Source organism: Paenibacillus sp. MZ04-78.2 (assembly GCF_024213375.1).
Classification (GTDB): domain Bacteria; phylum Bacillota; class Bacilli; order Paenibacillales; family NBRC-103111; genus Paenibacillus_G.
This window is the reverse complement of the sequence record NZ_JANAVJ010000034.1, coordinates 1-14,121: the sequence shown is the minus strand read 5'-3', so window position 1 is coordinate 14,121 and position 14,121 is coordinate 1. Positions and strand designations below refer to the sequence as shown.

The following is a 14,121-nucleotide window of genomic DNA, read 5'->3' as shown; positions in this document are numbered from 1 at the left end:
CCCTCCTGATATAAACGAAATCGTTAATTTCATTTTATCATAATTTGAATTACACGCTAAGTTCCACCGAAAACCAAATAGCCCTCTTCCTGCGCTTCCCCGGAAGGAAGCGTAAAAGAAGGCTGGTATGGCTGACTGCTTCGCGAATTGAACGATACAACAGTAACGGAGAGTCATTCCACATTCACACTTATTTCAAATTTATTGCCTCGTTATTGCTTATTCTTTGTTCTTCAGAAAATTTGCGGGGACAATAAATCCGTTTATGGATACCAAATTGTTAAACGGATTGTTTTGCTGCGACCTTTTCGTTGCAAATTCGTCATTAAAATAGCCCATTTTGAACATATCGCGTATTGACTTCGATTTTTGTGAGGTCGTACTTTGAGCAGTGCCGAAATATCCGCATATATCATGAACCGATACGTGAGGCTCAAAGCTTTTGTCGAACAAAAAGTTGACTGTTCCAATCGCATGAATAATTCCTGCCGCCCAAACCTCCAACTTGCCCGTCATAAATGGAACCGTCCGCTTGCGCCCCAGTTTTTCTACCATTTTGCACGACAACTGCTCGTAATCTTCGTCCAGATATTGTTCGCAAAAGCCCTTCACCAGTTGCAGCAATTTTTCCTTCTTTTCAAGCATCTTCGGGTCCTTCATCTTCTCCTCCTAAGGGTTGACCTGCCACCAACACATACTGATACTGATCGGGAAACCATTCTCAGACTTGCTGTCATTTCATTGTCGAATCCCTCCCTAGCAGTAATTCCTGAATCTATTTTACCACAATTTGAGTGGAAGAGGTGGTTGAAGAGTTCTTCTCTGGGGTAAGGCTGCTGAAATCGGCATTCACATTGACTTTATAAACGGAAAAGCAAAGCGAATGTATGGGGTAGGGGGAACAAGTGAAATCTGCTATGAGCAACAGATTCCTGAGCTTCAAATTGAACAAATTGCTTTGAATGATTTTTCTTCACATGATCATCATCCAAAAACCCAATAAAATCAACGCTTCACGCTAAGTTCCACCGAAAACCAAATAGCCCTCTTCCCGCGCTTCCCCGGAAGGAAAGCGGAAAAAGAAGGCTGGTGTGGTTGCTTCGCGAATGCTTTAAATCTGCAGTTCCCCAAGCTTGATCAACTCGACAACTGCTTGCGAACGGCCTTTGACATTTAACTTTTGCATGACGTTGGAAATATGGTTACGGACTGTCTTTTCGCTAATAAACAGCTGCTGTGCGATATCTTTTGTCGTTTTGTCCTGCACCAGCAGTTCAAAAACCTCACGTTCGCGATTGGTGAGCAAAAATTTACTTTTGTGATCGCTGCCTTTCAAAGTGTCACCCCTCCTTGCCCGGGCTTTGTTTTCATTACAAGGTCTAGGGATACAGTCAAATTCAGTTTATGAAAGGCAGCACTTGCTGGTGCGTTAGCACTTAAAAATGGGCTTCCCGCTACGCTTTCAGAGCGATCCGCAGCGTCTTGATCTCGTACGGCTTCATGAACAGCTTAACCTCATGTGAACCGTGCTCCACCGCTTGCGGCTGCTCCTCCATCAGGTTCGTCTCTTCCACGGAGACGAACTCCCCGATCCGCGCATCCGCGCCAAGCCGGACGTCTCCCCGAATGCCGCCGTACTCGTACAAGCGGACGATGAATGTCTCGTCATCTTCGGCTTTTTTGACGGTATCGATCATGACATGGGAGCCATCGACGCGGAACAGTCCCAACTGCTCAGGAAGGCCGTCCGTATGCGCCGCTCCGGTCAACTGCACCGGAAGCAGCGGCATGTTGAGCTCGCACGCCTGACGGTGCGTGTCCGCCTCCAGCCAACCGTTTTTATGCGGATAAAGCGAATACGTAAATTCATGCAGCCCTTGATCGGCTTCCGGATCTGGCGATACCGCCGACTTAATGAGACTGAGACGCAGCACGTGATTGCGGATATCGTGACCATACTTGCAATCGTTCAACAGGCTGACGCCGTAGCCCCCTTCGGACAGATCGACCCAACGCTGCGCCACCGATTCGAACCGCGCCCAATCCCAGCTCGTGTTCCAGTGCGTCGGCCGTTCCACGTTGCCGAATTGAATCTCGTACGTCGCCTTCGTCGACCGCACGTCAACGGGAAACGCCGCCTTAAGCAGGTGCTGCTTCTCGCGCCAGTCAACCCGGGTGCAAAAATCGATTCGCGGATGGTCGCGGTACAGCGTCATTTTCTGCTCGATGACGGAGCGGTGGTAACGCCATACAAGCTTAAGCACGGCACGCAGCGGCCCCCGCTCCTCCACGACGGCTTCGGTCAGTTCCTCGACGGTCCAGCTCTTCTCTTGATAGTAGATGTCGATATCCCAAGCGTCGTGCGCCATCGGCTTATCTTCGAACACCTGCAGTACGTTGGCCGCTTCGCCCGGCTTGAGCACTTCCCGCGCGTTCCGTTTATCGTACAGAGATACGATCTGGCCGCTGCCGTTAAGCTCAATCCGGTAAAAAGGCGTCTCCAGCAGCCGTTCGCCGATGCTCCACTCGTCGCTGCTTGCCGCCGAAGCGCTGTTCGTGCTTTTGCCTACAATAGTCGTATAGCCTAATGCCGGAACGTTCGGCGTATGAACGAGCATCGAGACGGGCTGCCCGTCGGCCCCGCGAACAAGCTGGCTGTCCAGCGCTTCGCCGCTTGGCAAGGACCACGCTAATTGCTCGGCAGAAGCTGGAAGGGCGTCCAAAGGAATGGCCACAAGCGCCGACCGTTCCCAGCCTAACGGGTTGATCACCCGATAACCGACAACCTCTTCCGCAGCAATAGCTCCATCTTGCCCGCCACCGCCTGCGAGCGCCTGAGTGCCTTGCTCCAAAGCCGCCACCGCCAGTTGCTCCGCTTCCGCGTACTCTTCCCGGCCGTCCTCGTATACTTCGCCGATCGAGGAGCCCGGGATAATATCGTGGAACTGGTTGCGGAGCGTAATGATCCAGCTCTTCCGCAGCGTTTCAACCGGATACGCATGCTCGCCGTTCAGCAGCATCGCAAGGCTGTTGACGAATTCCGCTTGGTGCAGCAGCACCTCCATCCGACGGTTCATCCGTTTGTTGTAGGCTTGCGACGTATACGTGCCGCGATGGTATTCCAAGTATAACTCCCCGTCCCATAACGGCAGGCGCGGGTGATCCGATACCCGGTCATCGAGCGCTTCGAAAAACTCCTCCACCCGGCCTTGGCGCACCTGAGGCATCGCCGGCATATCCTCGAAGCGCCGCACCGCCTCCAGCATGTCACGCGTCGGTCCGCCTCCTCCGTCGCCCCATCCGTAGGCGAGCAGCAACTGGTCGTTCAACTCCTTTTGCCGGTAGTTGTCCCACAGCCCTTGCACACTGGACCCGGTCACGTTGCCGTTGTAGGTGTAGTACCAGCTGCCGTCGTTGTTGGGCGTCGTAATAAAATGAGTCAGCAGTTCCGTACCGTCGATGCCCCGCCAATGGAACGTATCGTGCGGGAAGCGGTTATATTGGCTCCAACTGATTTTGGTCGTCATAAAGTAATCGATGCCGGCTTTCTTCAAAATTTGCGGCAGCGCCCAACTGTAGCCGAACACGTCGGGCAGCCACAAAATCCGGTTGTCCACGCCGAACTCTTCGCGGAAAAACCGTTTGCCGTAAAGCAGCTGCCGGACGAGCGATTCGCCGGAAGGAATGTTGCAGTCCGACTCCAGCCACATCGCTCCGGACGCTTCCCAGCGGTTCTCTGCCACACGCTGTTTGATTTTCTCGTAGATGGCCGGATAGTCTTCCTTCAAATAAGCGTAAAGCTGCGGCTGGGATTGGAAAAAGATATATTCCGGATAGCGGTCCATCAGCTGCAGCACGGTCGACCAAGAGCGGCCGGATTTCTCGCGCGTATGCTTCAATCTCCACAACCAGGCGACGTCGATATGGCAATGTCCGACCGCCGTTACCTGAGGCCGCGTCCCGCGCGGCAGCTCTTCCAGTCGCTGCTTGAGCAGCGCCAAAGCCTGTTCCGTCGCAGCGTAAAAATCCTCCGAGCCTGGCGCGCGCCAATCCAGCAGCCGGAACGCATCGTCGAGCGCCGACAGCATGCCATGCTTCTCGCTGCTGCGGTCCTCCAGGCAGCGCACCGCTTGCAGCATATGCAGCGCCGTATAGTACAGGTCGTCCGTGGCCGGGTCCAGCCAAGCGAGATCCAGCTCGTCGATCCGGTGATCGAACGGCTGATGTCCCGCATCCGGCGGTGTCAGGCCGCTCCAGGCTTGAATGATCAGCTCCGTGCCGCCGTTATTGACGGCTTCAGCCGGGATAAACAGCTCCCCATGGTTCCGGTCCAGCGCCTGCGCAGGCTCCCCGTCCAAATAAGCAAGCGCCTCGTACCCGCTACAATTGCCCCCGCCCGTGTTGCCGAGCCGGATCAGTCCTATGACGTCCCGATCCTTCCATGCCTCCGGAAACGTCAGCTCGCCTACGAACCAAGCGGTCTGGTCGCGTCCTCCCCAGCGAATGCCGACCGATGCCGGTGTTCCGGCTTGCTCCCGAGCCTCCTGCGGGGAAGCGGCTTGCTCCACAATGCGAATACCGGTCAACGGGAAGCGATCCCGGTATCTGGCGTGCGCCAATTCGTTAATGCGGCGCTCCAGCTTTTCTTCTACGAATCTCATGTCCGATCTCCTTTTCTATCGTTAAGATATACCTCCAATGTACGATATATCAAATATATTATCAATATGCATATTTGCTATAAAATTTTGATCATACGCACGGCAAAAAGCCCCCGCTAAGCGTACATCTTGGCGGAGACTTGCAAACGCAGCATGATTATGAGGACAGCTATTAGATTAAAGTTCCGCTCCCGCAGCGCAATCTGCCACGTATTCGCTAAAAGTTAGGACGGTTTAACCGGGCCGGTCGAGCCTCTTACCACAAGCTCTGGTCTTAAGACGATCTTCGTATATTGCCCGTTGTCCTTGTCCTGCGGGTGATCCAGCAGCCGGATCAAAATTTCCGCGGCTTGGCTTCCGATTTCCCCTTCCGATTGGGCAACGTGCGTATACCGTCCGGGCTCTTCCAGCCCCGGGGAAGGATCGTCGAACGTCAGGATGGACAGATCGCCGGGCACGTGAAGCCCGAGCCGCCGGGCCAGGATCGCTAGATGAATGCCAAGCTTCGCATTCAGCGTGATATAGGCCGTAGCCGAGTTGCTCTGCAAATGCCGGTACAGCGGGTGCTGCTCGTCCAGCCGGACGTCGTCGATCCGAAAGTCCGTCAAGATCAGCGAAGGATCGATCATCGCGCCTTGCTCTTTCAGCGCCTCCATGTACCCGGCAATGCGCTCGTCTACGGATACGGTCGGCAGCGGCGAGTCCGAGCAAATTGCGATTTTCCGGTGCCCGAGCTCCCACAGATTCGAGACGGCTAATTTGGCGCCAAGCGCGCTGTCCGAACAAACGAAATTCGTCTCTACCCCGGGCAGATAGCGGTCGATTAATACAAACGGAAACTTGTTGATTTTGAGCGCCAATATTTCTTCGTTATACATCTCCGCATCGACCGGGAAAATAATCAAGCCGGCCGCCCCCATACGGGTCAGCTCGACGATCGCTTCCCGCTCCCTCTCCTTGGAATTGTGCGTCAGGACGGTAGCCAGATAAAAGCCGGTATCGTTCAACTTGCTCACGATTCCCTGCACCAGCCGCAGCGCGAAATAGTCGGCCATCGACGGAATGAGCAGACCGATCATTCTGCGTACGCCAGCCGCCGTCCGATCGGCTTGGGAAGCGGCGGCAGGGCCCTGTACTCCCGTCACGGCCGGCCCACCGTTCGCTTGAGCTTGAGGGCTGATCGAAGCGCCCTCTCCGCTGCCGACGAAGCTGCCGCGCCCGGGAATGCGGTAAATCCAGCCGTCCTTGGCGAGTTGGGCAAGCGCATTGGCTACCGTAATCCGGCTGACGTTGAACTTCGCGATCAGCTCCTTTTCGGAAGGAATCCGATCCCCGTCGGCCAGTTTGCCGGAGGAGATGAGCTGCTTGAAGTGCTCCTGAATTTGCACGTACAAGGGCTGTCTTTCGCTTTGCATGCGTCACGACCTCTGCTATCGATATTATCATTATGTCAATTATATCAATCCCTCGAAGGCGTGACAATCCACTCTAAGGACGCCAATCGATGCCCCGTTGCCTCGAGAAATTTAAAAAAGCGGGACCCTAAGGTCCCGCTCCGCTTACTGCTATCGCTTATTTAAACGCAGGCACGACGGCGCCTTTGTACTTGTCTTCGATAAATTTCTTCACGTCTTCGGACGTGAGGGCTTTAGCCAGCTTCTGCATCGCCTCGGAATCCTTGTTGTCCGGGCGGGATACGAGAATGTTCACGTACGGGGAATCGTTCGCTTCGATGAACAGCGCATCCTTCGTCGGCACAAGCTTCGCTTCAAGCGCGTAGTTCGTATTGATGAGCGCCAGATCGACTTCACCCAAGGTACGCGGCAGCATAGCGGCTTCCAGCTCTCTGATGATCAGGTTTTTCTTGTTTTCGACGACGTCTCTGACCGTGCCTTTGACGCCAACGCCTTCTTTGAGCTTGATCAGGTTGTTTTTCTCCAGCAGCGCCAGCGCGCGGCCGCCATTGGACGGATCGCTCGGAATCGCAACGATTGCGCCGTCTTTCAGTTCGTCAATCTTTTTAATTTTTTGCGAGTAGCCGCCGAACGGCTCGATATGAACGCCGGTTACCGTCACGAGATTCATGCTTTTGTCTTTATTGAATTGCTCCAGATATGGCTTGTGCTGGAAGAAGTTCGCATCCAGCTGCTTCTCGAACACCTGTACGTTCGGCTGTACGTAATCGGTGAATTCCTTCACTTCCAGATTGACGCCTTGCTCTTTCAGCTTCGCCTTGATGGAATTCAAAATTTCCCCATGCGGCGAGGCGGTTGCGCCGACCTTCAGCGTCACTTCTTTTTTCCCGGGAGCCGGTGTCGCTCCTCCCGTTTGCGGAGCTGCCGATTTGGTGCCGCAAGCAGCGAGCGAGAAGGCCATCACGACGGACAATGCGGTGATCATCATTTTTTTCATAGTAAGATTCCTCCACCTTTTCCTATAGTATCGATTCCTTTGTATAATAAAATCCTTATTTTCGCTGAAATTTCCGGACAAGCCGGTCGCCCAGCGACTGCAGGATTTGAACCAGCACGAGCAGAAGCAGCACGGTAACGATCATCACGACCGTTTGGAAACGCTGGTAGCCGAACCGGATCGCCAGGTCGCCAAGACCGCCGCCTCCGATGACCCCCGACATGGCCGTATACGACACGAGCGTGACCGCCGTAATCGTCGCCCCGGCGATCAAGCCCGGACGCGCTTCGGGCAGCATGACCCGCGATACGATCTGCCAGTACGTCGCGCCCATCGATTGCGCGGCTTCCACGACGCCGCGTTCTACCTCGCGCAGCGACGTTTCCACCAGGCGGGCGAAGAACGGTGCCGCGGCAATGACCAGCGGCGGGATCGAGCCCGATACCCCGAGGGACGTGCCGACGACCAGCCTGGTAAAGGGAATCAGCATAATCATTAGAATCACGAACGGCACCGAGCGCAGCACGTTGACCACGAGCGACAGCAGCGCGTACACGACAGGCTGCTCGAGAAGCTGCCCCCGCGAAGTTAAGAAGAGGATGATGCCAAGCGGCAGACCGATTAGCACGGTAAACACCATGGACAGACCAAGCATCGTCAACGTGTCGTAGGTCGCCTCTCCGATCGCTCCCCAATCCAGATTAAGCAGTTCATCCATGCTGAATCACCTCCACATCCAATCCGCGGCCGCGCAGCAGAGCGATAGCCTGCTCCGCGACGCCTTCCTGCCCGTGCAGCTCAACGACAAGCTGTCCGTAAGGGGTATCCTTGAGCTTCGATACCGTCCCTTGCAGGATGACGAACGGCACGTTCTTCTCGCGCATCGTTTCGTACAGCACCGGCTGGTAGGTCTGTTCGCCGATGTACGTCACCCGGACAAGCGTCCGATTGCCCGCGGCCGCGCTCCCGGAAGTCTCCAGTCCGATCGCAGCCACATCGGAAACTTGAGCGACGAACTCCCTGGTCGTCCGATGCTGCGGCTTCAAGAACACGTCGGTCACCGGTCCCTCTTCCACGATCTCTCCGCCGTCAATGACCGCGACCCGGTCGCAAATCGTGCGAATCACGTTCATCTCGTGCGTAATCAGGACGATCGTAATGCCGAGCTGCCGGTTAATATCCAGCAGCAGCGACAAAATCGCGCCGGTCGTCTGCGGATCGAGCGCCGACGTCGCCTCGTCGCACAGCAGCACCTTCGGATTCGTCGCCAGCGCGCGGGCGATACCGACCCGCTGCTTCTGGCCGCCCGACAGCTGCGCCGGATATTTGCTGTCGTGACCGGTTAATCCGACGAGTCCGATCAGCTCCTCCACCCGGCGGGCGATCTGCTCCTTCGTCAGCTTGGCGAGCCGCAAAGGGAACGCAATATTATCCGCTACCGTCGCGGACGACAGCAGGTTGAAATGCTGAAAAATCATCCCGATCGAGCGCCGCTCCAATTGCAGCTTAGCGGTGCCCAGCTTCGTTATCTCGACGCCATCCACGACGACTTCTCCGGCGGTCGGGCGTTCCAGCATGTTGATCGTGCGGATCAGCGTGCTTTTGCCTGCCCCCGAATGGCCGATGATGCCGAAGATCTCGCCTTTGCGGATCGTCAAATCGATATTCCGCAGCGCCGTAACCTGTTTGCCCCCGACATCGTAGTTTTTCGCAATACCTTTCAACTGAATCAAATCGTATTCCTCCCCGGAATAAACGGCCCTTGTTCGGTTAAACGGGCGCGTCCGCTTGCACAAAAAAACCCTGCACGACGAGGTACAGGGTTAGCGGTTTAACTCATGTCCCTCTCATCTGCCAGAACCTTGGTTTGGTTCTGGAGGAATTGGCACCTGATTTCCTACAGTTCTGAATTTCCGAACTGGTAAGGAACGGTTGCCGGGCTTCATCGGGCCTTATCCCTCCGCCTCTCTTGATAAGAAGTGCTTCTATGAAATTGAATGAAACATTCGATCCAATGGGTTGAAACGATGTAAGTGTACAAAATTATTCATGTAAAGTCAATAAGAACATACGGAATTTCCGCTTGTTAATATATTGTAACCCGCGCAATGTTGCGCGCGATCGACAGTTCGAGTCCGGTGCTATCAGGCAATGAATCTCCCGTATCCAAAGAAAACAATTGGCCCCGGATCGTCGTCAGCTACCAATACGCTGTTCGCTTGCTGCAACGGAATCACCCTCCTGCAATTTTTTTGCGCTGCGCGAGCTTGACAAGAATCCATGCGGCAGCAAGCGCCAGCGGAATCCACAGCAGCTTGAGCCCGTAGCTATAGATGAGCATGCCGATTTCTTGGGCGTGACCGGCTGTCAGCCGTCCGATGAAGAAAAAGGCGAGCGTCCATACGAACCCCGTCGTGTAGGAAAGGAGAGCATAGCGGCGGAACGACATTTTGTTCATTCCGACGAGGTAGGGCAGGACGTGGCGGACAACGGGGAAAAAATAGCTGATGACCAGAGCCATGCTGCCGTATTTTTGATTCAGCTTTTCCGATAGCTCCAAGGCTTTATCTATTTTCTTCTTTTTCCGCAGACGCTCCAATACCGGGGTGCCCACGTACCGGCCTAGCATGTATCCGAGCGATAATCCCGATACGACGCCCAGATAGGTTAAGAGAAAGGCGGGTACGGGATGCAGCAGGCCGCTGGCCGTCACCGCGCCGCCGGTCATCACGATGACTTCGTCGGGAATCGGCATCCCTATAATGCCGAGCCACAGCGCGAAAAACAAAGCCAAATACCCGAACTGCCCGATCCACAGCATCAGCGTATCGTAAGTCATTGCGCCGTTCCTCCCGGCTTCCGGCACACATACACGAATGCAGGAGGAAAGTTAAAGGGGACGAAGCGGATCGTTTCAATGTCAAAGTCTTGTTCGAGCTGAGACTTCATTTGCAGCGAATATTGAAACGCGATAAACCGGCCGCCCGGCTTAAGGGACGACGTGATTTGTTCGACCAATCGGTCGCGCAATTGTTGCGGGAAATTATAGAAGGGCAGACCGCTGATGACGGCATCCAATCCCTCGATCCCCTGCTGATTCAGCACCTGCCCCATGCTACAGGCGTCGGCATGACAGGAAAACTCCGGGAACTGCGCCTCCAGCTGCTTCCTCAGTAGTTGTTCCTTTTCAAACAAGAGCACCTTCGTCTTCGGCCCCTTGGCTTGCCGGATGAACCGGGTTAGCGCGCCCGTCCCGGCTCCAAGCTCCGCTATTACCTGCGCTTGAGCCCAAGGAACAGGCTTGGTCATCGCACGGGCCAAAAATCGGGAGCTGGGCGTAATGCTGCCCATTTGTTTAGGAGATCGAATAAATTTATTTAAAAAAAGCACCTTTTCTTGAACGTTGGTGTGAAAACTCATGAATGCATTGCCCCCTCGTTGCTCTAAGTTTAACCATTTAGACGTGGTTCGAACCAGTATCCCTTCATTATATTACTATATCAAACGAAAGTAAGAGTCCGTTTGTTTCATCCAATGGGATTTGATGTACTTAGGATATCCAAAATATCTTTAGATCAAATGGAGGTTTTTCTGAATAATTTCTTAAGAAAAAGCCAGGCTCCCTAAGGTTTCAAGAAGGAGCGCAGGCTGTAGGGGCTAAGCGCGTTCCGCAGCCGGGGCTTCGAGAACGGCGGTGCAGTATTTGCAGCGGGATGCTTTTTTGGGGATTTCGGACAAGCATTCCGGACATTCCTTGACGTTTTCTTTCGGGTCGGGCTTAACCTCTTCTTTGCGGCGGAACCGGTTGATCTGCTTGACGGCGATAAAGATGACAAACGAGACGATCAGAAAATCAAGCAGCGTGCTGAGGAACAATCCGTAGTTAAACGTGGCTACTCCGGCTTTCTTCGCTTCTTCTATGGTTACATAAGAGTTCCCGTCAAGACTGATAAACAAGTTCGTAAAATTGACTTTACCGAGCAGCAGCCCGATCGGAGGCATAACCAGATCGTTAACGATCGACGTGACGACTTTGCCGAATGCGCCTCCGATGATCACCCCAATCGCCAGGTCGATCATATTTCCTTTTATCGCAAACTCTTTAAACTCTTTCAAAATTTTTGACGGCATCCTATGGCTGACTCCTTTTTTTGACGTGGTGTTGTTAGAATGGCGTTTTCACCAGTTTAACCGTTTTGCGGGGGAAAAGACAAGCCAAAAAGCCCGTTTCCTATCGGAACGATGGAAACGAGCCTTGCATATAGACGTCCGGTTGTTGACGGACTAGGCTTTTCTGCGCATCAGCGAAATGATCAGCGCTGCGGCTCCGAGCACAACGCCCGCGATAGACAAGTAAAGCGGCGTTTGGGACGCGGCGGGAGCTTCGGACGCAGCCTTATTCGCCGCCGGTGCGGCTGGCGCTGTCGTGTGGCCGTGGCTGTCTGTTCCGGCTCCGGTCGGTTTCGCGTTCACTTTCGTCACGGAAGCCGGTTTGTCCGAGCCGTTCGCGCCGACCCATTCGACGACACTGCCGTCTTTGTAGGTCTGGTATGCCTTCCACGTAATCGCGGTAGCGGTATCGGCTACTTTCCCCTGCATGTAAAACTCGCCGAATTCCTTTGCGCCCAAGCCTTCGCCGGTAGCTATCCATACCACGCCGGTAATTTTATTGTTCGCATCCTTCGTCAGCTCGTATTTCCAGCCGGGCTTCGGCTCAAAGCTGGAGATCGATACGGCGTCGAGCGGAAACTTCACTTCGATTTTAACCGTCGGAATGTCTTTCTCCGTCGGCACCCGAACGGCAAATTTCTCATAGCTTCCCTGCGTCGTCTCTTTCGGCAGCACGACCACATGCGCGCTGGCGAAGCCTCCTCCGAGCATGGAAGCAAGCAGTCCGAGCACGAGCGCAAAATGCAGTTTTTTCATAATTAAAAGCCCCTTTCTTTATAAGCAGTCAGTTTATCCTATCTTAAACCGCTTATCGGAAGAATGGCTCGACCGGGCTATTTTCTCCCTTGTTTTTGTCCGATCTGTGTCAATCCGTGACGTACCGCATAGGCCGTCAATTGCACCCGGTTGTCGAGGGTTAGCTTGGACAAAATATTTTTGACATGGTTCTTGACGGTGTTCTCCGTAATCACGAGCGTCTCGGCGATCTGGCGGTTGCTCTGCCCGCTGGCGACGCAGCTCAATATCTCGCATTCACGCTGCGAGAGCACACCTGGCCCGATGTCGCTGGCCGCGGATTTGCCGGCCGAACGGAACGAATGAAACAGCCGGTCGGCCATGCCGCGGGAAATTTCGCTGTTCTCGTCGAGCAAGCCGCGCAAGTAGGCGATCCAATCGTCGGGGTCCATGTTTTTGAGCAGATATCCTTGCGCCCCATGCCGGACAGCCGTGAACAGGTCGGCCACGTCGTCGGACACCGTAAGCATGACGACGCGGATGTGCGGATACTGCTGTTTAATCCGTTTGGTCGCTTCAAGGCCGCTCATCCCCGGCATTTGAATGTCCATCAGCACCAGATCCGGCAGCAGCCGGCCGCACAGCTCGATGGCCTCGGCTCCGCTGCAGGCTTCCCCTATCCATTCGAAGCCGTCCTCCCCGTCGATCAGCGTGCGAATGGCGCGGCGCGCTAACGGATGATCGTCGGCAATCAGCACCCGGTAATTCATCATCACAGCTTCACCTCCCGCAGCGGTCCGGTAACGATAAGCTCCAGCCCCTGCCCTTCCTTCGCCCGGATTTCCAGCTCCGCCCCCAGCTCCTGCGCCCGCTTGCGCATAATTGATACGCCGTACCGGTTCGGCCGATGTCCCGTATCGCCTTCCATGCCTTTGCCGTTGTCGGCAATGCGCAGTCTCCAGCTCCGCCCGTCCTGCGTCGGGCCAAGCTCCACCTCCGCGTGGTCGGCATACGAGTGTTTGCGGATGTTCGTGAACGCCTCCCGGATAATGGAGAACAAAGGCACCTCCGCCGACGGCGATATCCCTTCCTCCTGAACCGTAATCCGTTGGTTGACGGCGATGCCGCTCATGCCGCTCCATTCCTCCAGCCACGTCCGCAGACGCGAGCCGAAATCGGCTCCCTCCTCCGGCGCTGTCCGCAGGTTGAAGATCGCCTGCCGCAGATGGTGGTCGATTTCGGAAACGGCCGAGCGCGCCTCTTCGATCTGACCTTTCTTCAACTGCACGTTCAGGAAAAACAAAATTTGCGCGATATTGTCATGCAGCTCCTGAGCGAGCCGCTCACGCTCCTCGTATACCGCCCGCTTCGATTGTTCGACGGCCAGCTTCGCGTTCATGGCCTGGATGCGGTTGAACATCCAGTTGCCGAATAAGAACGACAGCAGCAGCGTAAGCAGCGTCATGTAGAAGTTGCCCGTCTCCATGGACAGCACGTCCAGCAGGAAGTCATGGCGTATGTACTCGAACCCGCCAATGACCAGAGGAGGGAGCAGAATCGTTAATATTTTTAGCATACGCATCGACATGAAATTTTTCCATCGCCTTTCTACCTAAAATAACCGGTCGCCGTTTCGTATCCATTATATACCGAATTCGTCGCAAGCTTCGAATCAAATTCGCCGGAATTTTTCATCATGTTCGCCATAGATAGAGTACTCCAGATTTTGCTTATGGGTCCAGTCATAATGTCCAATTCGACCTTTCAAACAATGGTTAGATTATGTCTGGGGGAATTTAACCACTTACAGTATAATCGCTCTAATCTTTATGATTTCGACAAAAGATGAGCTACAAAAGAAGGTTATTCAGAGAAGAAACTGAACTTAAAAAATTTTGCTCAAATAACGTGTTTTCGTTAAGTAAAGCGCACATTCAAGGAAGGAATGTGCGCTTTTATTTGATAGCCCTTTCGGTTGCCCGGATGCCTTCCGCAGCTCGTTCACCTGCCAATGGATATAATCAGCCCGTTTTTGATGCGCTGCAACGGATGGGTATATATAATTACACGCCTGTTGATTAACCAACTTTTGGGTTATCAAGACGCGACAAATAGACGTATTTATCCAGAATCCTAGTAACAG

The 14,121-nt window shown here is 54.2% G+C and carries 13 protein-coding genes and 1 riboswitch; all 13 genes read right to left on the bottom strand.

Annotated elements, in window-relative coordinates; all coding sequences use genetic code 11:
* Positions 1–219 precede the first annotated feature (219 nt).
* Complete coding sequence (locus NLX71_RS19965) at positions 220–645, bottom strand: DUF6398 domain-containing protein (RefSeq protein WP_254365523.1); 426 nt, start codon at positions 643–645, stop codon at positions 220–222.
* Positions 646–1,111: 466 nt separating this feature from the next.
* Positions 1,112–1,336, bottom strand: a complete 225-nt coding sequence (locus tag NLX71_RS19960) for a helix-turn-helix domain-containing protein (protein WP_010493958.1) — start codon at positions 1,334–1,336, stop codon at positions 1,112–1,114.
* Positions 1,337–1,454: 118 nt separating this feature from the next.
* Positions 1,455–4,661: an alpha-mannosidase gene (locus NLX71_RS19955; protein WP_254365522.1), complete on the bottom strand. Its 3,207-nt coding sequence runs from the start codon at positions 4,659–4,661 to the stop codon at positions 1,455–1,457.
* A 224-nt stretch (positions 4,662–4,885) separates the two neighbouring features.
* Entirely contained in the window at positions 4,886–6,076 is a 1,191-nt protein-coding gene (locus NLX71_RS19950) for a GntR family transcriptional regulator (protein WP_254365521.1), read from the bottom strand.
* Positions 6,077–6,233: 157 nt separating this feature from the next.
* Positions 6,234–7,073 (bottom strand): MetQ/NlpA family ABC transporter substrate-binding protein, encoded by an 840-nt coding sequence (locus NLX71_RS19945; RefSeq protein WP_254365520.1) that lies wholly within the window; start codon positions 7,071–7,073, stop codon positions 6,234–6,236.
* Positions 7,074–7,128: 55 nt separating this feature from the next.
* The gene (locus NLX71_RS19940) at positions 7,129–7,791 is read right to left on the bottom strand and encodes a methionine ABC transporter permease (protein ID WP_254365519.1); all 663 of its coding nucleotides are present in this window, start codon (positions 7,789–7,791) and stop codon (positions 7,129–7,131) included.
* Positions 7,784–8,806, bottom strand: a complete 1,023-nt coding sequence (locus NLX71_RS19935; protein ID WP_254365518.1) for a methionine ABC transporter ATP-binding protein — start codon at positions 8,804–8,806, stop codon at positions 7,784–7,786. The genes NLX71_RS19940 and NLX71_RS19935 overlap by 8 nt, the downstream gene beginning before the upstream one ends.
* Before the next feature lie 111 nt (positions 8,807–8,917).
* Positions 8,918–9,052: riboswitch (SAM riboswitch) on the bottom strand.
* Positions 9,053–9,306: 254 nt separating this feature from the next.
* Positions 9,307–9,912 (bottom strand): DedA family protein, encoded by a 606-nt coding sequence (locus tag NLX71_RS19930; protein ID WP_254365517.1) that lies wholly within the window; start codon positions 9,910–9,912, stop codon positions 9,307–9,309.
* Complete coding sequence (locus NLX71_RS19925) at positions 9,909–10,493, bottom strand: class I SAM-dependent methyltransferase (protein ID WP_254365516.1); 585 nt, start codon at positions 10,491–10,493, stop codon at positions 9,909–9,911. The genes NLX71_RS19930 and NLX71_RS19925 overlap by 4 nt, the downstream gene beginning before the upstream one ends.
* Positions 10,494–10,730: 237 nt before the next feature.
* The gene (gene mscL / locus NLX71_RS19920) at positions 10,731–11,192 is read right to left on the bottom strand and encodes a large conductance mechanosensitive channel protein MscL (protein ID WP_254365554.1); all 462 of its coding nucleotides are present in this window, start codon (positions 11,190–11,192) and stop codon (positions 10,731–10,733) included.
* Between the two features lie 165 nt (positions 11,193–11,357).
* Positions 11,358–11,999, bottom strand: a complete 642-nt coding sequence (locus NLX71_RS19915; RefSeq protein ID WP_254365515.1) for a YcnI family copper-binding membrane protein — start codon at positions 11,997–11,999, stop codon at positions 11,358–11,360.
* A 77-nt stretch (positions 12,000–12,076) separates the two neighbouring features.
* Positions 12,077–12,751: a response regulator gene (locus tag NLX71_RS19910; protein ID WP_254365514.1), complete on the bottom strand. Its 675-nt coding sequence runs from the start codon at positions 12,749–12,751 to the stop codon at positions 12,077–12,079.
* On the bottom strand, positions 12,751–13,566 hold the full coding sequence (locus NLX71_RS19905; RefSeq protein WP_254365513.1) for a sensor histidine kinase: 816 nt from the start codon (positions 13,564–13,566) through the stop codon (positions 12,751–12,753). Before NLX71_RS19905 ends, NLX71_RS19910 begins: the two co-directional genes overlap by 1 nt.
* Between the last annotated feature and the right edge of the window lie 555 nt (positions 13,567–14,121).

Coding starts and splice junctions, on each gene's coding strand:
- NLX71_RS19955 (WP_254365522.1), bottom strand. CDS start 4,661: ATGAGATTCGTAGAAGAAAAGCTGGAGCGCCGCATTAACGAATTGGCG.
- NLX71_RS19925 (WP_254365516.1), bottom strand. CDS start 10,493: ATGAGTTTTCACACCAACGTTCAAGAAAAGGTGCTTTTTTTAAATAAA.
- NLX71_RS19905 (WP_254365513.1), bottom strand. CDS start 13,566: ATGTCGATGCGTATGCTAAAAATATTAACGATTCTGCTCCCTCCTCTG.
- NLX71_RS19965 (WP_254365523.1), bottom strand. CDS start 645: ATGCTTGAAAAGAAGGAAAAATTGCTGCAACTGGTGAAGGGCTTTTGC.
- NLX71_RS19930 (WP_254365517.1), bottom strand. CDS start 9,912: ATGACTTACGATACGCTGATGCTGTGGATCGGGCAGTTCGGGTATTTG.
- NLX71_RS19940 (WP_254365519.1), bottom strand. CDS start 7,791: ATGGATGAACTGCTTAATCTGGATTGGGGAGCGATCGGAGAGGCGACC.
- NLX71_RS19910 (WP_254365514.1), bottom strand. CDS start 12,751: ATGATGAATTACCGGGTGCTGATTGCCGACGATCATCCGTTAGCGCGC.
- NLX71_RS19945 (WP_254365520.1), bottom strand. CDS start 7,073: ATGAAAAAAATGATGATCACCGCATTGTCCGTCGTGATGGCCTTCTCG.
- NLX71_RS19950 (WP_254365521.1), bottom strand. CDS start 6,076: ATGCAAAGCGAAAGACAGCCCTTGTACGTGCAAATTCAGGAGCACTTC.
- NLX71_RS19915 (WP_254365515.1), bottom strand. CDS start 11,999: ATGAAAAAACTGCATTTTGCGCTCGTGCTCGGACTGCTTGCTTCCATG.